General features: G+C 62.3%; 21 protein-coding genes and 2 pseudogenes. 17 read left to right on the top strand and 6 right to left on the bottom strand.

The window, feature by feature from the left end; translation table 11 throughout:
- The first annotated feature begins 17 nt into the window (after window positions 1–17).
- Genes LUU92_RS11640 through LUU92_RS11655 form a run of 4 tightly spaced genes read left to right on the top strand, consistent with a single transcriptional unit; the run spans window position 18 to window position 3,084 of the window.
- Window positions 18–644: a DNA repair protein gene (locus LUU92_RS11640; protein WP_257103644.1), complete on the top strand. Its 627-nt coding sequence runs from the start codon at window positions 18–20 to the stop codon at window positions 642–644.
- 20 nt (window positions 645–664) lie between these two features.
- Complete coding sequence (locus LUU92_RS11645) at window positions 665–1,117, top strand: YbjN domain-containing protein (RefSeq protein ID WP_173668605.1); 453 nt, start codon at window positions 665–667, stop codon at window positions 1,115–1,117.
- Complete coding sequence (locus tag LUU92_RS11650) at window positions 1,114–2,055, top strand: peptidylprolyl isomerase (protein WP_257103645.1); 942 nt, start codon at window positions 1,114–1,116, stop codon at window positions 2,053–2,055. Before LUU92_RS11645 ends, LUU92_RS11650 begins: the two co-directional genes overlap by 4 nt.
- Window positions 2,056–2,106: 51 nt before the next feature.
- Window positions 2,107–3,084: a LysR family transcriptional regulator gene (locus tag LUU92_RS11655; RefSeq protein WP_257103646.1), complete on the top strand. Its 978-nt coding sequence runs from the start codon at window positions 2,107–2,109 to the stop codon at window positions 3,082–3,084.
- A gap of 73 nt (window positions 3,085–3,157) precedes the next feature.
- Here the strand turns inward: LUU92_RS11655 and LUU92_RS11660 are convergent, their stop codons facing one another.
- Window positions 3,158–4,024, bottom strand: a complete 867-nt coding sequence (locus LUU92_RS11660) for a LysR family transcriptional regulator (RefSeq protein WP_257103647.1) — start codon at window positions 4,022–4,024, stop codon at window positions 3,158–3,160.
- Window positions 4,025–4,117: 93 nt separating this feature from the next.
- Here LUU92_RS11660 and LUU92_RS11665 point away from each other — a divergent pair, with 93 nt between their 5' ends.
- From LUU92_RS11665 to LUU92_RS11680, 4 genes are read left to right on the top strand one after another with little or no spacing between them, the layout of a single operon-like run.
- Entirely contained in the window at window positions 4,118–4,666 is a 549-nt protein-coding gene (locus LUU92_RS11665) for a DUF4865 family protein (RefSeq protein ID WP_071491235.1), read from the top strand.
- Window positions 4,667–4,713: 47 nt separating this feature from the next.
- Window positions 4,714–5,268: a histidine phosphatase family protein gene (locus LUU92_RS11670; protein WP_071491236.1), complete on the top strand. Its 555-nt coding sequence runs from the start codon at window positions 4,714–4,716 to the stop codon at window positions 5,266–5,268.
- Window positions 5,269–5,313: 45 nt separating this feature from the next.
- Entirely contained in the window at window positions 5,314–6,069 is a 756-nt protein-coding gene (gene cobF / locus LUU92_RS11675) for a precorrin-6A synthase (deacetylating) (protein ID WP_257103648.1), read from the top strand.
- A gap of 11 nt (window positions 6,070–6,080) precedes the next feature.
- On the top strand, window positions 6,081–6,800 hold the full coding sequence (locus LUU92_RS11680) for an alpha/beta hydrolase (RefSeq protein ID WP_257103649.1): 720 nt from the start codon (window positions 6,081–6,083) through the stop codon (window positions 6,798–6,800).
- A 67-nt stretch (window positions 6,801–6,867) separates the two neighbouring features.
- Here the strand turns inward: LUU92_RS11680 and LUU92_RS11685 are convergent, their stop codons facing one another.
- Window positions 6,868–7,422, bottom strand: a complete 555-nt coding sequence (locus tag LUU92_RS11685; protein ID WP_071491239.1) for a DcrB/PsbP domain-containing protein — start codon at window positions 7,420–7,422, stop codon at window positions 6,868–6,870.
- A gap of 73 nt (window positions 7,423–7,495) precedes the next feature.
- Window positions 7,496–9,304, bottom strand: coding sequence for a monovalent cation:proton antiporter-2 (CPA2) family protein (locus LUU92_RS11690; protein ID WP_257103650.1), 1,809 nt, complete (start codon window positions 9,302–9,304; stop codon window positions 7,496–7,498).
- 117 nt (window positions 9,305–9,421) lie between these two features.
- Between LUU92_RS11690 and LUU92_RS11695 the strand changes: the two are divergent.
- The 3 genes and pseudogenes from LUU92_RS11695 to LUU92_RS11705 all read left to right on the top strand — a co-directional run.
- Window positions 9,422–9,622 (top strand): annotated as a pseudogene (locus LUU92_RS11695) (type II toxin-antitoxin system RelE/ParE family toxin); the annotation flags it as partial.
- Window positions 9,623–9,766: 144 nt separating this feature from the next.
- Entirely contained in the window at window positions 9,767–11,320 is a 1,554-nt protein-coding gene (locus tag LUU92_RS11700; protein ID WP_257103651.1) for a DUF726 domain-containing protein, read from the top strand.
- A gap of 41 nt (window positions 11,321–11,361) precedes the next feature.
- Window positions 11,362–12,684 (top strand): Nramp family divalent metal transporter, encoded by a 1,323-nt coding sequence (locus tag LUU92_RS11705; protein ID WP_092245833.1) that lies wholly within the window; start codon window positions 11,362–11,364, stop codon window positions 12,682–12,684.
- 23 nt (window positions 12,685–12,707) lie between these two features.
- On the opposite strand, the gene LUU92_RS11710 is transcribed toward LUU92_RS11705, so the two are convergent.
- The 3 genes from LUU92_RS11710 to LUU92_RS11720 all read right to left on the bottom strand — a co-directional run bounded on the left by LUU92_RS11710 (window position 12,708) and on the right by LUU92_RS11720 (window position 14,517).
- Window positions 12,708–13,085, bottom strand: coding sequence for a type II toxin-antitoxin system VapC family toxin (locus LUU92_RS11710; RefSeq protein WP_257103652.1), 378 nt, complete (start codon window positions 13,083–13,085; stop codon window positions 12,708–12,710).
- Window positions 13,082–13,441 (bottom strand): type II toxin-antitoxin system Phd/YefM family antitoxin, encoded by a 360-nt coding sequence (locus LUU92_RS11715; protein WP_231999495.1) that lies wholly within the window; start codon window positions 13,439–13,441, stop codon window positions 13,082–13,084. Before LUU92_RS11715 ends, LUU92_RS11710 begins: the two co-directional genes overlap by 4 nt.
- Before the next feature lie 143 nt (window positions 13,442–13,584).
- The gene (locus LUU92_RS11720) at window positions 13,585–14,517 is read right to left on the bottom strand and encodes a LysR family transcriptional regulator (protein WP_257103846.1); all 933 of its coding nucleotides are present in this window, start codon (window positions 14,515–14,517) and stop codon (window positions 13,585–13,587) included.
- Window positions 14,518–14,633: 116 nt separating this feature from the next.
- On the opposite strand from LUU92_RS11720, the gene LUU92_RS11725 reads away from it, so the two are divergent.
- The 6 genes and pseudogenes from LUU92_RS11725 (at window position 14,634) to LUU92_RS11750 (ending at window position 17,976) form a co-directional block, all read left to right on the top strand.
- The gene (locus LUU92_RS11725; protein ID WP_071491245.1) at window positions 14,634–15,122 is read left to right on the top strand and encodes a DMT family transporter; all 489 of its coding nucleotides are present in this window, start codon (window positions 14,634–14,636) and stop codon (window positions 15,120–15,122) included.
- A gap of 4 nt (window positions 15,123–15,126) precedes the next feature.
- A complete protein-coding gene (locus LUU92_RS11730) occupies window positions 15,127–15,579 on the top strand; it encodes a DMT family transporter (protein WP_222539973.1) in 453 nt (150 codons plus the stop codon).
- A gap of 89 nt (window positions 15,580–15,668) precedes the next feature.
- Entirely contained in the window at window positions 15,669–15,839 is a 171-nt protein-coding gene (locus LUU92_RS11735; RefSeq protein WP_081049255.1) for a metallothionein, read from the top strand.
- 120 nt (window positions 15,840–15,959) lie between these two features.
- A pseudogene (locus LUU92_RS11740) lies at window positions 15,960–16,744 on the top strand (AraC family transcriptional regulator).
- Window positions 16,745–16,812: 68 nt separating this feature from the next.
- The gene (locus tag LUU92_RS11745) at window positions 16,813–16,986 is read left to right on the top strand and encodes a DUF1427 family protein (RefSeq protein WP_076955279.1); all 174 of its coding nucleotides are present in this window, start codon (window positions 16,813–16,815) and stop codon (window positions 16,984–16,986) included.
- A gap of 30 nt (window positions 16,987–17,016) precedes the next feature.
- Window positions 17,017–17,976 carry a quinone oxidoreductase family protein gene (locus LUU92_RS11750; RefSeq protein WP_257103653.1) on the top strand — a complete coding sequence of 320 codons (960 nt, stop codon included), beginning with the start codon at window positions 17,017–17,019 and terminating at the stop codon, window positions 17,974–17,976.
- The last annotated feature ends 8 nt before the right edge of the window (window positions 17,977–17,984 follow it).

A 17,984-nucleotide genomic window follows, 5' to 3' on the forward strand; every position in this document is an offset into this window, starting at 1 on the left:
GCGCAGGGAGATGCCACATGAACACGCGAATCTGCGGGCTGTTACTGCTGCTGGTCGCCAGCGGCGCGTCGGCTGAAGGCATGGAGGAGCGCCTGCGCACGCAACTGCGCAGCACCACCCAGCAATTGCAGGCCCTGCAAAGCGAGCAGGCCCAGGCCAGCGCCGCACGCCTTGCTGCGGAAAACCAGGCCAGGCAGGCCCAGGCGCAAATCAAGCAACTGACGGCCGAGCTGGACAAGGCCCGCTCCGTGGCCGAGCAAATGGCCGGCCAGCAACAGAGCCTGCACAGCCAGGCGCAGGCCCAGGTGGCGGCCAGCAATGAGCAGATCGGCAAGTTCAAGAAGGCCTATGACGAACTGCTGGTGCTGGCCAAGGGTAAAGAGGCCGAGCGAGCGCGCTTGCAGGCACAACTGAGTGAACGTGACACACAAGTGCAGCAATGTTCAGTCAAGAATCAACAGATGTACGGCGTGGCCCGGCAGTTGCTCACCGCCTACGAAAAAATCGACGTGGCCGAGGTGATGAGTATCCGCCAGCCGTTCGCCAGCAGCGTCCGGGTCAAGTTCGAGGAACTGGCCCAGGGCTTCGGCGACGATTTGTACAAGAGCCGTTTCGATGCGCCCCAGGCAACTGCCAATCATTGATAGACAGGGAAGAGATCTCCATGAGCGAATTGATCACCAGCGTCACCCCCCAGAGCCTCACCGAGTTGCTGCAGGAAGCCGGCTACCGGGTCAACCAGACTGAGCAAAACGGCATCGTGCAATTGCTCAGCGCCAGCCAGGGCATCGGCTTTGCGGTTCGCTTCGGCAACCCGGCGGCGGAGCAGGGCGGTTATGTGGATTTCACCTACAGCTGCGCACTGCGTATCCAGGGCGAGCTGCCCGAAGGCCTGGCCCAGGTGTGGAACGCTTCGCGGCGCTTTGCGCGGTTGTCGGTGCAGAGCGAATTCCTGCTGATGGAAATGGACGTGGTGGTGGCCGGTGTCGGCGCTACGCACCTGCGCAGCCAGCTGGAATTGTGGGACCGTCTGTTGCAGGAATTTATTGTTTACCTGCGTGAATACAGCCAGCAGGCGGCGCAGTTGCAGGCTGAAGCCGAGGCGCCGGTATTGTGAAAAAGCCAACCCTGATGGTCGGCGCGGGTGCGCTGGCCTTGCTGGTGGTGGCGGTTGGCTTGAGCCTGCGGCCGGGCAGCGACCCGGTGGCGGCGCAGCAACCGGCGCCGGTGAGCAACCCGGCAGCGAGCGGGCCGGCAGTGGCGCGCCTGGGCAATCAGCAGATCGACCTCATGGAACTGAAAACCGTGCTGGCCAGCCTGCCTGTCGAGTCCCGCGAGCAATTGCGCGGCAATCGTGGCGCGTTGGAAACCTGGATCCGTTCACGCCTGGCGCAAAAGGCGGTGCTCGAACAGGCTGACGCCCAGGGCTGGCGCCAGCGCCCGGACGTGGAGCAGCAAACCCGCGCCGCCGCCGAGCAGATTGTGTTTCGCGACTACATGTTGTCGGTCAGCCAGGTGCCGGCCGATTACCCCAGCGCCGCCGAATTGCAGCAGGCCTACGACAGCGGTAAATCGCAGTGGGTGACGCCGGCGTTGTATCGCGTGAGCCAGATTTTCCTCGCGGTGAATGACCCGCAAGCCGTTGACAGTGTGCGCCGCCAGGCCCAGGAACTGAGCCGTCGCGCCCAGGCGGCGCCGAATGAGTTCGCCGCCCTGGCCACGCAGTTTTCCCAGGACACCGACTCTGCTGCACGCGCTGGCGACTCGGGCATGCAGCCGTTGCAGCAACTGGTGCCGGAAGTGCGCAGTGCGGTGTCGCGCCTCAAGGTCGGTGCCGTGTCGGATGTGGTGCAGAGCGCGGCGGGGTTCCATGTGCTCAAGCTCACCGGCCAGCAACCGGCACGCACCGCGACCCTCGACGAACTGCGTGAACGGCTGATCCAGGCCCTGCGTGCCCAGCGCCAGGAACAGATCGCCAAGGCTTACCTCGAAGGCATGCTCAATACCGCCACCCTGAGTATCGACGGCGCCGAGTTGAACAAAGTGCTGGAGTAATACACGTCAACCCGCATTGGATGCACAGACCAACAAGACAGGGAGTCTCCCATGGCATTTCTAGAACCGTCTGCCCCTCAGGGGCCGTCCGCTTATCGTGCGCCAGCCGAGGGCCGCAACAGTTGGCTGGCCCTGGCCCATGAGATCGACCCGGAAGTGGCGCGCTACTTCTTGGTGAGTGCACGCTGCGGCTGTTTCATGCAGGCGGCGCGCAGTTTGAATATCAAGGCCACGCTGTTGCGCAAGCGTCTGGCGCAGTTGGAGGAACACCTGCGGCATTCGCTGTTCAGCTACCAGGGCAATGGTTTGGTGCTCAGTCGAGATGGCCAGCAGCTGCAGGCGCAGCTGATTGCCCTGGCCCATGAACGACGCCTGCCGGTGACGGAGCAGCCGCTGATTCGGCTGGCCGTGGCCGAGCCGATCCTGCATGACATCCTTGGGCGCGATCTGATCGCGTTGCTGCGCCGCAATGCCAGCGTGCGCCTGGAGATCATCTCCATCGACAGTCACGTGTCGTTGCAGGCGATGGATGTGGACGTGGTGCTGTGGCTGTCAGACGCCGACGGGCCGGTGCCGGGTCCGAGCTTTGCCACTGAGCCACCCCGAGCCTTGGCGCGCTTGCAGTATCTGCCGCATATCGCCAAGCGTTATTCGCGGTTGACCACGCGGCCGGACAGTGTGGAGGACCTCGACGATTACATGCTGGTGCAATGGCAGCCGGATGCGCAGGTGGGGGCTTTGCAGGCGTGGAACCAGGTTGTACAGGAGCGCCTGGCGGCAGTGGTGCAGGTGCAGGCGTATTCGCTGATGCTGGAGATGATCCGTTGTGGCGCGTGCATTGGGTTGCTGCCGCATTACATGAGCAGCTTTGACCGGGGGCTGGTGGCGTTGCCGGGGTTATTGGCCGAGAGCATGCAGCGCCAGGTGTGGTTGGCGGTGAATGCGCAGGTGCGGGATGAGGAGGCGGTGCGGATGATTGTTGAACTGATCGTTGGCACCTTTGAAGGTCGGCGGGAGTGGTTTGACTGACAGATTTCTCTTAGATCACCGAATTCCCCTGTGGTGAGCGGGGCATGCCCGCTCGCCACAAAAAACAGTTATTTCAGTGTTGCAGCACGCCGCGAAAGGTCGCGCTCAGGGCACGCAGTGTCTCCCGTGAGCGCACATCGGTGATGCGGCTGTAAAGCACCACTTCACTCACCGGCAAGGGTGGCAGGCCGTATTGCTCGCTCACATCTACCGCGCCAGACGGCGCCACGCGGCGGGCGAGGGCGGCGACGCCCAATCCGGCGCTGACGGCAGCACCGACGGCCAGGACGCCGCCGCCCACGAAGACTTCGGTCCAGTCGATGCGCGCCGTGTCCAGTGCGCGGGTCGCCAGGTGACGAACACCGCAGGGTGCGGCCATGGTCGCCATGCGCAGGGGCGTGCCTGGGGTGTGTTGCCAGGTGGGGGCGGCGAACCAGCCGAAGCGTTCCACTGCCAGCACTTCACCGTCCCGGCGGTCGCCTTCGTTGCGCACGATCACGGCGTCCAACTCATTGCGATCAAAAGCGGCAACCAGTTCGCGGGAGGAGGCGATGCGCACTTCGAGGATCACCAGCGGGTCGTAGGCGGCCAGGCGGCTGAGCCAGGCCGGCAGGTCGGGGCCGGCCACGTGGTCGCTGATGCCGATGACCAGGCGCCGGGGCGTGTGAGTCGCCATGTCGCCCAAGGCGCGTTCATGGGCATTGAGCAGGGCGCGGGCGGCGATGATGAACTGTTCGCCTTGGGGCGACAGCCGTACATGGCGAGGCGTGCGCTCGAGCAGGCGGTAGCCGAGGCGCTCTTCCAGGCGTTTGAGCTTGAGGCTGATGGCCGCCTGGGAGGTGTCGAGGGCTTCGGCGGCGCGGGTGAAACTGGCGAAATCCGCCACCAGCACAAAAGCCTGGACGGTATCGATATCCAGGGGTCTGAGGGCGTCAGTCATATTCAATCCTTATCGCACATATATCGACGGATATCTTGTTGAAATCATCGACGCTGCGCAAGCTGAACGCTCATCTTGCACAGGAGTTCTCGCATGTTTGCCAAACAGTATTCACACCGCTTGCCAGCCGACTATGACATGGGCGTGATTCACCGGCGCGCCGCGCAATTGGGGCCGTTGTGGGATGACGCCGAGGGGTTGCTGTTCAAGGCGTTTATCGCCCGCGAGCAGGGGGGCAAAGTGTATTCGTCGGTGTACCTGTGGGCCGACCCGTTGCAGGCCGCTGACTTTTTATTGGGCGAGCGCTTCCAGAAGGTGCTCGACAGCTTTGGTCGCCCGCATATCGAGAGCTGGTTGCCGCTTGATGTACAACGTGGCCCGGCGCAGGGCGCAGTGAGTTTGTACCGCGAGGAATGGCCGCTGGAGGCGGGCGCGGACAGGGCGGTGGCCTTGGCCGAGGGAAAACGGCGCAATCAACAGGTGGCCGACAGCGCAGAGACCTTTGCGGTGTTCCTGGCGCTGGATGTGCAAGCGTGGCGCCTGGTGCGGGTCACCTTGTCGGCCAAGGCGCTGGACGCGCAGCACCCAGGGACGGGTTACCAGGTGCTCTATCTGGCACAAGGCGTTGCGCGACTGGGATAACTGCGCCAGTCTTGGTGGCCTCATTCCCTGGGTCCAAGCACGCTGCGATGCAAGCCACACGTCTGACACTCATTTGCCATGCCCTCACGCCCCTGCAAAAACAGGGGCGTTTCTGCGATGACGAGCCGGTGGCGATGGATTGGCAGGGGGCGGCCGGCTCTCTCGCTGGGCGTTATAGGAAAAAGCCGCGTTTACTCTGCGCTCCCGAGCTGCGTACTCGGCAGACGGCGGGCTTGTTCGGCAATGACGCTGTGATCGAAGACGCCCTGCGCGATGCTGATTTCGGCCAGTGGAAAGGCCAGGCCATCAACCAGCTCAATCGTGATGAGTTGAATACCTGGCTCACCGACAGCACCTTCGCGGCCCAGGGTGGGGAGTCAGTCGATGACCTATGCGCACGTGTAGCGCAGTGGCTGAAAACCCTCGAAACCCAACCCGGCCATATCGTCGCAATCACCCACCCCTTTGTGATCCGCGCCGCGTTGTTGCAGGTGATGCAGTTCCCGCTGTCGATGTTCTACCGTATCGACGTCGAACCGTTGTCCGCCACCGAGCTACGCTTCAACAACGTCTGGCGCCTGCGCCTGGAAACTCACGCCTGAGCGCCTGAACATGGCAAAATCCACGCCCCGCAATGAGAGCAACCCATGAAACGCATCCTGATCATCGGCATTGGCGCCGGCAACCCTGACTACATCACGATGCAGGCCGTGAAGGCGCTCAACCGCACCGACGTGTTTTTCCTGATGGACAAGGGCCAGAGCAAAGACAAGTTGATCGACCTGCGTCGCGAGATCTGCGAGACCTACATCACCGAGCCGGGTTATCGCTTCGTTGAGGCCGAGTGCCCGGAGCGCGTGCGCGGCGATATCGACTACACCACCGCCGTGCAGGACCTGAACCGCGACAAGCAGCAGACCTTCGAACGCATGATCAACGAAGAAATGGCTGACGGTGAAGTAGGTGCTTTCCTGGCGTGGGGCGACCCGGCGTTATACGACAGCACCATCCGCATTTTGCAGGCGATTCTGGCCAGTGGCCGTTGCGCCTTTGAGTTCGAGGTGATCCCCGGTATCACCAGCGTGCAGGCGCTGGCCGCACAGCATAAAGTGGCGCTGAACCGTATTGGCAAGTCGGTCGAGATCACCACCGGGCGCCGTCTGGCGGCGGGGCAGGCGAGTGATGCGGACACCCTGGTGGTGATGCTCGACGCGGAAGACTCTTACCGCACCGTGGCCGATCAAGGCCTGGACATCTACTGGGGCGCCTACCTGGGCACGCCGGATGAAATCCTTATCAGCGGCAAGGTCAGTGAAGTGGCAGAAAAAATCGAACGGGTGCGCAAGGCGGCGCGCCTGGAAAATGGCTGGATCATGGACACTTATCTGCTGCGCAAACCCTGAGGTCACGTCCCATGCTCAAACTGTTTGCCCTGGCGCTGACCCTGGTGGTCGGCGTCGCTCATGCCGACGATACGCTGCACACCGACTTGCCGTTGTCGTACCTGGAACAGACCCAGGGCGATGCGCGCAACCAGCCGCTGGTGATTTTCCTGCACGGTTTCGGCAGTGACGAAGAGGATTTGTTCGGCATCAAGGACGCGCTGCCGTCCACCTGGACTTACCTGTCGGCCCGCGCGCCGATGCCGGTGGCCCCCCACGGCTATCGCTGGTTTACCAAGACGCCCGGTGACGGCGAATACGATGGCGAGACCGCCGACCTGCAACGTAGCGCCCGGCTGATCGAAGACTTTGTCGGCAAAGCCACCGCCAAATACCACACCCAGCCGGATCGGGTGTTCCTGGTGGGCTTCAGTCAGGGCGCGATCATGTCTTACGAGGTGGGGTTGCGTCGGCCGGAACTGCTGCGTGGGATTGCAGCGTTGAGTGGCAGCGTGTTGCCGGTGCTCAAGGCTGAGCTGAAGCCGGATGCGTCACTGGGCAAGCTGGCGATTTTCATTGGCCACGGCACTTTGGACCAGGCGCTGCCTTATGCGTCGGCCACTCGGGCGAATGAGGTGTTGACGGGGTTGGGATTGAAGCCGGAGTTCCACGGGTATCCGGGCATGCCGCATACCATCAGTGAAACGGAAGTGCAGGACCTGAAAGCCTGGCTGGAAAAGAGCCTGAATTAAACGCGGTCGAGCACTGTGAGAGGGGCTTGCTCCCTCCCACATGTTGATCGGGTTGTCTGGAAGATTGTTATTTCCCGCCGGTAATCTGCTTCACCAACGCGGCATGCCCCTTCGCATCATCCGCCCGCGAAATCGCCTGGATCACCAGCAGGTGATTGCCCGAACCGCCCAGGAACGTCGAATTCAGCGTCTTGCCGCCGCCCTGGGTGGCGGTGCTGTCCACCTGGCGCAGGCCCAGACCCTTGAAGGTCAGCTTCTTCTCGCTCTGTTTCTTGAAGTCCGGCAGGGCGGCGCTCTGGTCCTTGACGAAGCCGGCCACGGCGCCGTCCAGGAATTTCGCGTCGTTATCCCCAATAGTTACCCCATCGTTGCGCACGGTTTCGGCGACGATCACCACGCTTTTCGTGGTCTGGTTGGCGTACATCGTGCCTTGGGTATCGGCAGTGCCGTCCTCCGCCTTGCCAGCCGGCAGGGTGTCGGCGGCGTAGGCTTTGGGCAGGTTGAAGGTGAACTTGCCGCCCAAGGTGGAGATAGTTTGGGTGGTCGGCTTGGACGCGGCGAATACGCTGCCGGCGGTCAGCGCGAGGGCCAGCAGGACGGTGGTCTTGGTGAAAGTGGCCATGAAGCGCTCCAGGGGATGAACAAGATTGCGGCGTATTCTGTCAGAAAAGTCGCAATCTCGTTCACCGGCAGCCTCACAGCTTGTCGGACTCTTCCTCCAGTCGATCCATCTCAAACAGCCGCGCCAGTTCTGCCCGTGCTTCCTGGGCGGTTTGCATCACCTTGGCCGCGTCGTCGTACACCGCGTGTTGCGCGGCCAGCACTTGCAGGTCGTGGTTCTTGAAGCGGGTGATGCGTGCATCGGCCTGGGCCTGGCTCAAGCCGAGGCCCACCAGGGTGCGGCGGCTCATTTCCAGGCTGGAATAGAACGTTTCACGAACCGGCGAGGCGTCCAGGTCGACCAGGCGGTGCACGTGCTGGCGGTTACGTGCACGGGCGATGATCTGCATGTGCGGGTAGAGGTTGCGCACCAACTCGGCGGTCTTGATGTTGATCTCAGGGTCGTCCATGGCGATCACGAAGAACTCCGCCTGGTCGACCTTGGCCGCGTGCAGGATCTCGGGGCGTTGCGGGTCGCCGTAGAACACCGGCATGCCGCCGAAGCTGCGGGTCAGCTCGATGGTTTCCACCGAGGTGTCCAGGGCGATGAACGAGATGTTCTGTGCCCGCAGGATCCGCGCCACGATCTGGCCCATACGGCCCATGCCGGCGATCACCACGCGCGGCGCATCGCTTTCGATGGTGAGGTACTCCTCGGGCACTTCCACCGGCTTGACCTTGGGCTTGAACAACTTCGGGCACACCAGCAGCAACAGCGGCGTCACCGCCATGGACAGGGTGATGGTCAATACCAGCACGTCGTAGAGGTGCGGTTCGAACAGGCCCTGGTCGCGGCCGATCTTGAACACCACGAAGGCAAATTCACCCCCGGCCGCCAGCACCACGCCCAGACGCAGGGCGCTTTCGCGATTGAGGTCACCCACCATGCGGCCCACGGCATACAGCAGCGGCAATTTCAGGCCTATCAACAGCAGCGTCAGGCCAATCACCACCAGCGGCGAGCTGAGCAACAGGCTGAGGTTGGCGCCCATGCCCACGCTGATGAAGAACAGCCCCAGCAGCAGGCCCTTGAATGGCTCGATCTGCGATTCCAGTTCGTGGCGGTACTCCGAGTCCGCCAGCAGCAGGCCGGCGAGGAAGGCGCCGAGGGCCATGGACACGCCCACCAATTCCATCAACCACGCCGTACCAATCACCACCAGCAGCGCGGTGGCGGTGGATACTTCACGCAGGCCGGTCTTGGCCACGATGCGAAACACCGGTCGCAACAGGTAGCGTCCGCCGATGATCACCACGGCGATGCTGCCGAGGATCTGCAGTACGTGTTGCAGGCCCTGGGCCTCGGTGGTCGGGTGATCGCTGCCGGCCAGCAGCGGCACCATGGCGATCAGCGGGATCGCGGCGATGTCCTGGAACAGCAGGATGGCAAAGGCCAGGCGACCGTGGGGCTGGTTCAGCTCCTTGCGCTCGGCCAGGCTTTGCAGGCCGAAGGCAGTAGACGACAGCGCCAGGCCCAGGCCCAGCACGATAGCGCTGTTCCACGACTGGCCAAACAGCCACAACGCCACCACGCCCATTACCAGGCCGGTAAGCAGCACCTGCGCCAGGCCGACGCCGAACACCGCCTTGCGCATCACCCACAGACGCTTGGGTGACAGCTCCAGGCCGATGATGAACAGCAGCAACACCACACCCAGCTCGGAGAACTGCGCGACGCTTTGCGGGTTGCCGATCAGGCCGAGCACCGAGGGGCCGATGATCACACCGGCGAACAGATAGCCCAGCACCGCGCCCAGTTGCAGACGTTTGGCCAGGGGCACGGTCAGCACGGCGGCGAGCAGGAACACCACGGCTGCTTGTAACAGGTTGCCTTCATGGGGCATTGGGAACTCCAGGATCTTCAAAACCAATCAACAGACAGGTATTAGAGCGCTTTTTACATTTGGATAATTGTGTTTTTGCGGCGCAGGAGGGGGAACACGCAGTATTTTTCAAGGTTCCGAGCGCTTCGCGTGTTGTATGCCTTTGATCCACGCCGATGTGCGTTGTTGCTGATCGGTGGAGACAAGACAGGGCGACACCGATGGTATGAGGAACACGTCCCGATGGCAGAAAAGCTATATGACGTGCATTTGGAAACATTGCAAAAGCCCGGCACGTGCAGGGTTTTGTTTTATCCGGTTATCAATCGCCTTGCATGACCGCAACTTGCCCGACCGGTGCGAGGTTCACCGGCCGGCGATACAACCCTACTGCCAACCGGGCGCCTTTTCCCCCAGCGGTACGGCGGCGAGCCTCGTCCTTTGTTACTATCGCCGTCCCTTGTCGCCAGGAGTCACTGCCCCATGCAGCACCAGTGGGATGAAATGCACCGCACCCGCAAGCCCACCTTCGTACTGTGCGGCGAGCCTCAGGGCGACGTGCTCAATCTCTATGTTCACGGTTATTCGGCGTTCTTCAATCGGCAACAATTGGGTGGCTTCAAGGAGCAGTTGGCGAGTATCGAAGGTTCGACCAACCTGATGCTGTTCTGGCCGGCCGGGCATTTCCTGGAAAATCTGTTTGCACCCTTCAAGGAGGTGATCGGCGCAGTGCTGGGCGGCGGCAGCCTGGGCGCGGCGACCGTCGGGGTGGGCAAGGCGATTGCCTATTTTCTCGATCACTACAAAAGCGTCGAGGCGCGGGTGGACGAAGTCGCCAAAAGCCTGTTGCCGGAACTGGCCAACTACCTGCACGGTGAATCCCTTGATGTGCGGCGTATCAACCTGATCGGTCATTCCCTGGGGGCGCGCATCCTGGTCAAGAGCTTGCTCGCCAGCCCCGAAACCGCCCGTGAGCTGCCGTTGGACAACCTGTTGTTGATGGGCGGGGCGATCTGCACGTCGAGCCCGTGGGACGTGGTGTCGGCGCCGCTCAAGGGGCGAGTGATCAACTGCCACTCCAGCAAGGACTGGGCCTTGGCCATAAAGCCGGACACCGAACGCTGTATCGGCCGTTATGCAATCCCGGTGACACCGGCGCTCAAGGCCAAGGTCACCAACGTGCACCTGGCGACTTTCGATCACGCCGCCTATTGGCCGCAGTTGCAGACGGTGGTGCAGTACACCGACCTGCTGCACGAGCGGCGCGGCATGATCCGCTCTGACCAGCGCAGTGCTGAAGTACGTTTTGCCGAGGAGGACATCGATTTGTTCCCGGCGCTGGTGCAGGCCCGGCCGGAAGAGTTGAAGTTCCTCGCCGAATTGATGGCGCAAAAGCGCAGTGCATCGATAGACGCCACGGTGCGCGAGCCGCTCAAGTTGGCTGTTGAGCTGCAACGCATGGGCGGCGACAGCTTCATGAACCTGGCCCGTGGGCATGGTGTGGGTTACCGCCAGATCGCCGAAGATGTGGTGCGGCGGCTGGGGATCAAATTCGACGAGGCGCTGGATACTGTCGCTCTGGCCGATCTCGAAGCCAGGGTCGCCGAGAAACTCATCGAACAGTACAAGGATAAACTCAGCAACGCGGACCGACAGGTATTCGACGCAGAACTCAAGGCTGCCGCGCAAAAGGAGCAGGGCTTGTTCAGCCGTTTTGACGTAGGCCGTTCGGCTGCCACCGCGTTGAGCGGCACGGCGCTGGCCGGGCTCACCGGTTTTATCCTGCGCCGTGGCGCGGCCACGGCAATCCCGGTGGTGGGCCAGGCGTTGGCGGCGGCGATGCTGGTGGTGAGCGGCGTGCGAGCATTTTCCGGCCCGGCGTATTCGATCACCACGTTGGCCGTGTTGGTGATCGGCGTGATTCGCCAGCGCATGGAGCGTGAAGCGCTGAACCAGGAGATGGACCTGGTGGTGCAGGTAGTGGAGGCATTCGACCTGCCAAGGGACACGGTGATGCGCACGGTCGTGTCCGACTGATAAGCTGCATCCTTGTCTTGTATGTTTGCCTGGGATACCGCGTGAAATTCAGCCTGCCGAAAATTGCTACCGCCCCGTTCTGCCCGCCGGAAGTGGCCGGCTCCGTCGCCGTTGACCCCAAGGCCTCGTTCTTCAAGCGCATGTTGATGTTCGCCGGCCCTGGCTTGCTGGTCTCCATCGGCTATATGGACCCGGGCAATTGGGCCACGGCCATCGAGGCCGGTTCGCGCTACGGCTACAGTCTGTTGTTCGTGGTGTTGCTGGCCAGCCTGGCCGGGATGGCGGTGCAGTGCCTGTGCTCGCGGCTGGGCATCGCCACCGGCAAAGACCTGGCGCAGCTGTGCCGTGAGCGCTACAGCAAGGGTTCCGCTCGCACCCAATGGGTGCTGGCGGAAATCTCCATCATCGCCACCGACCTTGCCGAAGTGTTGGGCTGTGCCCTGGCATTCCACTTGCTGCTGGGGGTATCGCTGACCACCGGCATTGTGATCACCGCCTTTGACACGCTGTTGGTCCTGGCCCTGCAAAACCGTGGCTTCCGGCGCCTGGAAGCGATCATGCTGGCGCTGGTGGCGACCATCGGCGTGTGTTTCTTTATCGAACTGGTGCTGATCAAACCGTACTGGCCGGACGTATTCGGTGGTTTCGCCCCGTCACTCTCGGCCATCAGCGACGCGGCGCCGCTGTACCTGGCCATCGGTATCCTCGGGGCCACCGTGATGCCCCATAACCTCTACCTGCACAGCTCCATCGTGCAAACCCGCTTGATCGGCAAGGACCTCGCCAGCAAAGTGGATGCGGTCAAGCTGGCGCGTATCGACACCATCGGTTCATTGGCCCTGGCGCTGCTGGTCAACGCCGCGATCCTGATTCTCGCCGCCGCCGCTTTCCACAAGACCGGCCACACCGAGGTGGTCGAGATCCAGGACGCCTACCACCTGCTTGACCCGCTGGTGGGCGGTGCCTTTGCCAGTATCTTGTTCGGTATTGCGCTGTTGGCGTCCGGGCAAAGCTCTACCTTTACCGGCACCATCGCTGGGCAGGTGATCATGGAGGGCTACCTCAACTTGCGCATCCCCTGCTGGCAACGTCGTCTTATCACCCGTGGGTTGGCGCTGATTCCGGCGTTTGTGGGGGTATGGCTGATGGGCGACGATGCCATCGGCAAGCTACTGATCCTCAGCCAGGTGGTGCTCAGCCTGCAGTTGCCATTCGCGCTGTATCCGTTGATCCGCATGACCGGCGATAAACAGCTGATGGGGCCATTCGTGAATCGGCTGCCGACGCGGTTGCTGGCGTGGTTTCTGTTTGCGCTGATCAGTGGGGCGAATGCCTGGTTGATTGGGCAGTGGGTGTTTGGTTGAGGTGGTGCTGTCGTCGAGATGAGTTAGACCAGGATCGCCAAGGACGTGTATTGGGCGATGTGGGGATCGGCGGTCAACAGCCTCATGGGTTCGCTCATGGCTGTCGCAACGATGAGCCGATCAAAAGGGTCCTTGTGATGGTGTTCGAGATCCTTGACCGCGATGGCATGTTCCGAGGTGACGGGCAGCTCGACAAATCCGCTTTCCAGGCAGTACTCACGGATTTCATCCAGATCGACAGCGAGTTTCCCCAGGCCGACCTTGATTGCCATCTCCCAGAATGTCGCAGCGCTGATGTAGATCTCTGCGGCATTCTCAATCAGCTTCCTGGCTTTGCCGGATAGCCTGGGGTCTTCCGTCAGGGTCCACAGCAGAATGTGGGTGTCCAACAGCACTCTCATGCACGCTTGCCTTCGAAGGCATCCAGCAGATCGTCAGGCAAAGGTGCGTCAAAGTCTTCGGGAATGATGAACCTGCCTTTCATGGCACCGATTCTGCGACCCTTGGATTTCCCCATGGGCACAAGCTGTGCCATCGCACGTCCATGTTTGGCTATGGTGATGACCTTGCCCGCAGCGGCCTCATCCACCAGTTTCGACAGATTGTTTTTCGCTTCGCCCAAAGGAACCGTGATCATGTGGTTATCCCCATATTTTGGCCAAATATAGCCAAAACTGGGTGCGCTATCAAAGACGGCCAGACCACTGGCGGACGCGGCACGCTCAGATCGCGATGGTTTGTGATACGTGACTTTCATGGCAGTTCTCTAAAGGAAGATGTGGCGAAAGTCTGCCGTAACAGGCTTGGCCAGAAGAATACTGGCCCGAAAAAACAGAATGGAACTACTTCCTCCTGTAAGAAAATTCCTGATGTGGCGATGTTTCTCCCGAGCCTCTTTGCTCACCGATCCCAATACGGCACCCCCCCGAAACACTCCACAAAATAATCAATCACCGTCCGCACCTTCAGCGACAAGCGCCGGCTGCCCGGCCACAGTGCCGCAATCTGCTGCGGTTCCAGGGTTGTCGCCACTTCATAGTCGGTCAGCACCGCCTGCAACGTGCCTGCGCGCAAGCCTTCGCCGATCAACCAGGAGGGAAACACCACCAGCCCCAGCCCTTGCTCGGCGGCGTGGGTCAAGGTGTCAGCATGGTTGCCGGTGATCGGGCCCTTGACGCTGTAGGGCGTCCAGTCGCCCTGGCCCTTGCGAAAGAACCAGCGCTGCTGGCCGGTGACGCCTTTGTAGGCCAGGCATTGATGGTTGCTCAGCTCGTCGGGGTGCTGCGGGGTGCCATGCCGGGCCAGGTAGGCGGGGCTGGCGGCGATGCGAAAGCGTTGGGGCGCGAAGATGCGGGCCTGCATGCTGGAATCGTTGAGCACGCCGATGCGGAACAGCAGGTCGGTACCGTCCTGCAGTGGGTCGACGTAAGTGTCGGTCTGCTGGATGTCCAGTTGCAGCTTCGGATAGCGTCGGCACAATTCACCCAGCCACGGTGACAGGTGACGCTGGCCGAATACCATGGGTGCATTGATGCGCACCAGGCCGCTGGGCTCGCTTTCCTGTTCCTGTAACGCCTGGCCGGCGGCTTCCAGTTGTTCCAGCATCAACCGCGCATGCCGCCCCAGCAGCCGACCGGCTTCGGTGGGGCTGACCGCGCGGGTGTGACGGTACAGCAACTGTTGGCCAAGGGCCTGTTCCATCAGCTGTACCTGCCGGGAGATAGAGGAGGGTGCCAGGCCTTCGCGGCGAGCCACTTCGGAGAAGCTGCCCAGGTCCAGCACGGCCACGAACAGGCGCAGCGCCTTGAAACTCAATTCATTCAAGCCTTGCATCATGTCTCCAGGCTGTGCGTTTTGCGCAAAGGTGTTGTCGACATGCTCCCATTTATCGCACAGCTCGGCCACCGGATAATGCGCGCCATGTTTCCTTTCTTGAGCGCGGGTGATGTATGCAAGCAAGTTCCATCGAGGGTGTGGCGCAAGCCAGGCCGAAAAAAAACGTCTTGAGGGTGCTGTTGCTGCCGCTGGTGATCCTGGCCGGCATGGGCCTGTCGGTAGAAGCCGGGTTGCTCGGCCCGCTGGGTGTGCAGGTCGGCCACTTGTGGGCGACCCTGAGCATTTTCGGGGTGGGCTCGGCGATCCTGTATCTGCTGCTGTTGTTCAGTGGCCCGCAAAAGGGCCCGGCGCTCTCCGAACTGCCGCGCTGGCAGCTGATCGGCGGTTTCCTGGGACCGATCTACGTGGTCGTGCTGACCCTGGCCACGCCGCACATCGGTATTGCGATGACCATGATCGCGATTTTGTCCGGGCAGGTCGGCAAGAGTGTGCTGATCGACCATTTCGGCTGGTTCGGCTCGGCGCGCAAGCGGGTCAATGGCGAACGCTGGATTGCCTTGGCACTGATTGTGGTGGCACTTGTTCTGATTGCACGAGGTTAAGGCGATGAATCTGATTCTGTTACTGGTAGTGGTGGTCGCCGCAGGTGCGGTGTTGAGCGTGCAAGCGGCGATCAACGGTCGCCTGGGCCAGGCGGTGGGGGTGTTGCGTGGCAGCCTGGTGACCTTCTCGGTGGGGGCGATTGTCACCGCGTTAATGATTTTCTTCTTTGAACCCGTCCAGGCGGTGAGCCTGCTGGACGTGCCGAAATGGCAACTGACCGGTGCGTTGTTCGGTGTGGTGTACATGATGGTGATGGTCGGCGCGGTGCCGGTGGTCGGCACGGCCGTTGCCACCGTCGCGGTGATCGTCGGCCAATTGGGCATGGGCATGCTGATCGACAACTTCGGCTGGCTGGGCAACCCGGCCATCGAGCTGTCGAGCAGCCGCATCGTGGCGATGGCCTGCCTGGCGTTGGCGCTGGTGTTCATGTATCGCAGCAATACCCGCACCGACTGATGGCTTGAACCAACGAAGGCGGGCCGCAGTCACTGCTTAAGGTGTCGGCGCCCGCCGCACCGGGACGACCATGAAGAAGGAGTCTGACCATGCCAGATAAAACCTGTGCCTGCCCACACTGCAAATGCGTGCTGGGACCTGATGCGGTCATGAAGGACGGCAAGGGCTATTGCTGCCAGGGCTGTGCCGAGCACCATGCCCATGGTGAGCCGTGTGCGGCTGCGACGGGGTGTGAATGTGCCAAGTCTGCCAAAGGCTAGCGGTGTTTGAACCGGTGGGGGCATGCGTGCTCCCACACGGTTTGCGGGCCGCAAAAATCGCTCGGATTGTCGTGCGGCGGTGATTACCATAGCGACTCTCCTTCGAATGATGTGCACCCCATGGCCCTGGCCGCGCCGCCTGACCTCAGTGATCCTGCCGTTCCCGTGCAACCTTTGGCGCGCACCTATCCGCGTGGGCTCTACATTGAGCCCCACAGCCACGACTGGGGCCAGTTGCTTTATGCCATGAGCGGCGTGATGTGGGTCGACACCCCGCAGGAAGCGCTGGTGGTGCCGCCACAGCGTGCCGTATGGCTGCCGCCCGGCGTGGAGCATGGTATCCGCGTGGTCTCGGACTTGCAGATGCGCAATATCTACCTGCGCCCGGCCTTGGCGGCAACGCTGGACAGCCAGGTGCAGGTGATCGAAGTCGGTGGGTTGTTGCGCGAGCTGATCGTCACGTTGGTGGACGAGGGCGACAACGGTGAGGTGGCTTACTACGACGCGCTGGTCAGCCTGGCTTTGCTGGAGCTGCAACGGGCGCGTCGCTCGCCGATTCGCATCGCCATGCCGGTGGAGGCCGACCGTCGGCTGATCAATGCCTGTCAGGCGGTCATGGCTGCGCCGTCCCTGGAGATCCCTTTCGAGCAGCATGCCGAAGCCGCCGGCGCCAGCGTGCGCACCCTGGCGCGGCTGTTCCAGACCCACCTGGGCATGGGCTTTGCCGAATGGCGCCGCCAGGTGCAACTGGCCACGGCGGTGGCAGAGTTGATCCAGGGCCAGTCGGTCAGCGCCATCGCGCGTTCACTGGGGTATTCGCCCAGCAGTTTCAGCGACATGTTCCGGCGTGAACTCGGTGTGGCGCCCTCGCAATACGTGGGCTGAGGGGTTGGCCGAAATCCTGAAGCACTTGGCCGATGCTTCAGGCTGGTGCTCTCTACACTGAGCGCATCCACCCACAAGGCGCTGCCCCATGAACTACCTCATTTCCCTGGCCATCGGCCTGTTTGTCGGCGTGATCTACGGCGCCCTCGACTTCCGCTCGCCCGCACCGCCGGCCATCGCCCTGATCGGCCTGATGGGCATGTTGCTGGGTGAAAAGCTCTGGCCCATGGGGCGGCAGCTGGTGGGCACCTGGTTCTCCTGATCTCTTTTTTCTCTTCGATGGATATTGGCCATGAAAGCACTGCAATTTACTGCCACCGGCGACCTCAACAACCTGCGCTTTGTCGACGTCGTCACCCCGGTGCCGGCCGTGGGTGAAGTGCTGGTCCAGATCAAGGCTGCGGGCCTCAACCCCAGCGACGTCAAAAACGTGCTCGGTCGTTTTCCCTATACCACCTTGCCGCGCATCCCCGGCCGTGATTTCGCCGGGATTGTGGTTGAAGGTCCGCAGGCGCTGGTCGGCCAGGAAGTGTGGGGCACCGGCCGTGACCTGGGCTTTTTTGCCGACGGCTCCCATGCCCAGTACCTCACCGTGTCGGCCAAGGGCGTGGCACATAAGCCTACCCACCTGAGTTTCGCCCAGGCCGCGGGCCTTGGTGTGCCGTACACCACCGCCTGGGATGCACTGGAGCGCAGTGGCGTGACCCAGGGCACACGCCTGCTGGTGATCGGCGCCAATGGCGCGGTGGGCAGTGCGACCCTGGCCTTGGCGAAGATCCGTGGCGCCCAGGTGCTGGCCGCCGTACGTCGCCCGGAACAGGTTGAAGTCTTGCAGAGCCAGGGCTTCGCCGCGATTGCCCTGGGCAAGCCGGAAGACCTGGGCGCGCACGTCAACGCCGTGTTCAAGGGCGGTGCGGATGTGATCTTCGATACCACCGGCTTCTGGCTGCCCGCCGCCGTGGCAGGCCTGGCACCGTTCGGCCGCATCGCTATTATCGCCGCACCGGTGGACGGCCATGTACAACTGCCGGCCCTGGCGTTGTACCGCAAGGGCGGTTCGGTGGTGGGGATCAATTCGTTGCTCTACAACTGCGAGCAGTGTGCGGTGATGCTGGAGCAGTTCGGGCGGTTCTTCGATGAAGGCTTGTTGCCGCTGCCCACCGGCCTGCGTGAAGTCGCGCTGGCCGATGGGGTGCAGTGCTTCGAAGAGGTGAACCAGGGCAGCGCAGACAAGCTCATCTTCCTGCCCTGATCCTGGCG

It is taken from the genome of Pseudomonas extremorientalis, from assembly GCF_024584605.1.
GTDB classification, from domain to species: Bacteria; Pseudomonadota; Gammaproteobacteria; order Pseudomonadales; family Pseudomonadaceae; genus Aquipseudomonas; species Aquipseudomonas extremorientalis.

What these genes read in the sequence shown, in the direction of transcription:
- LUU92_RS11640 (WP_257103644.1), top strand. Translation starts at nt 18, where the DNA reads ATGAACACGCGAATCTGCGGGCTGTTACTGCTGCTGGTCGCCAGCGGC.
- LUU92_RS11645 (WP_173668605.1), top strand. Translation starts at nt 665, where the DNA reads ATGAGCGAATTGATCACCAGCGTCACCCCCCAGAGCCTCACCGAGTTG.
- LUU92_RS11655 (WP_257103646.1), top strand. Translation starts at nt 2,107, where the DNA reads ATGGCATTTCTAGAACCGTCTGCCCCTCAGGGGCCGTCCGCTTATCGT.
- LUU92_RS11660 (WP_257103647.1), bottom strand. Translation starts at nt 4,024, where the DNA reads ATGACTGACGCCCTCAGACCCCTGGATATCGATACCGTCCAGGCTTTT.
- LUU92_RS11665 (WP_071491235.1), top strand. Translation starts at nt 4,118, where the DNA reads ATGTTTGCCAAACAGTATTCACACCGCTTGCCAGCCGACTATGACATG.
- LUU92_RS11670 (WP_071491236.1), top strand. Translation starts at nt 4,714, where the DNA reads ATGCAAGCCACACGTCTGACACTCATTTGCCATGCCCTCACGCCCCTG.
- cobF (WP_257103648.1), top strand. Translation starts at nt 5,314, where the DNA reads ATGAAACGCATCCTGATCATCGGCATTGGCGCCGGCAACCCTGACTAC.
- LUU92_RS11680 (WP_257103649.1), top strand. Translation starts at nt 6,081, where the DNA reads ATGCTCAAACTGTTTGCCCTGGCGCTGACCCTGGTGGTCGGCGTCGCT.
- LUU92_RS11685 (WP_071491239.1), bottom strand. Translation starts at nt 7,422, where the DNA reads ATGGCCACTTTCACCAAGACCACCGTCCTGCTGGCCCTCGCGCTGACC.
- LUU92_RS11690 (WP_257103650.1), bottom strand. Translation starts at nt 9,304, where the DNA reads ATGCCCCATGAAGGCAACCTGTTACAAGCAGCCGTGGTGTTCCTGCTC.
- LUU92_RS11700 (WP_257103651.1), top strand. Translation starts at nt 9,767, where the DNA reads ATGCAGCACCAGTGGGATGAAATGCACCGCACCCGCAAGCCCACCTTC.
- LUU92_RS11710 (WP_257103652.1), bottom strand. Translation starts at nt 13,085, where the DNA reads ATGAGAGTGCTGTTGGACACCCACATTCTGCTGTGGACCCTGACGGAA.
- LUU92_RS11715 (WP_231999495.1), bottom strand. Translation starts at nt 13,441, where the DNA reads ATGAAAGTCACGTATCACAAACCATCGCGATCTGAGCGTGCCGCGTCC.
- LUU92_RS11720 (WP_257103846.1), bottom strand. Translation starts at nt 14,517, where the DNA reads ATGCAAGGCTTGAATGAATTGAGTTTCAAGGCGCTGCGCCTGTTCGTG.
- LUU92_RS11725 (WP_071491245.1), top strand. Translation starts at nt 14,634, where the DNA reads ATGCAAGCAAGTTCCATCGAGGGTGTGGCGCAAGCCAGGCCGAAAAAA.
- LUU92_RS11730 (WP_222539973.1), top strand. Translation starts at nt 15,127, where the DNA reads ATGAATCTGATTCTGTTACTGGTAGTGGTGGTCGCCGCAGGTGCGGTG.
- LUU92_RS11735 (WP_081049255.1), top strand. Translation starts at nt 15,669, where the DNA reads ATGCCAGATAAAACCTGTGCCTGCCCACACTGCAAATGCGTGCTGGGA.
- LUU92_RS11745 (WP_076955279.1), top strand. Translation starts at nt 16,813, where the DNA reads ATGAACTACCTCATTTCCCTGGCCATCGGCCTGTTTGTCGGCGTGATC.
- LUU92_RS11750 (WP_257103653.1), top strand. Translation starts at nt 17,017, where the DNA reads ATGAAAGCACTGCAATTTACTGCCACCGGCGACCTCAACAACCTGCGC.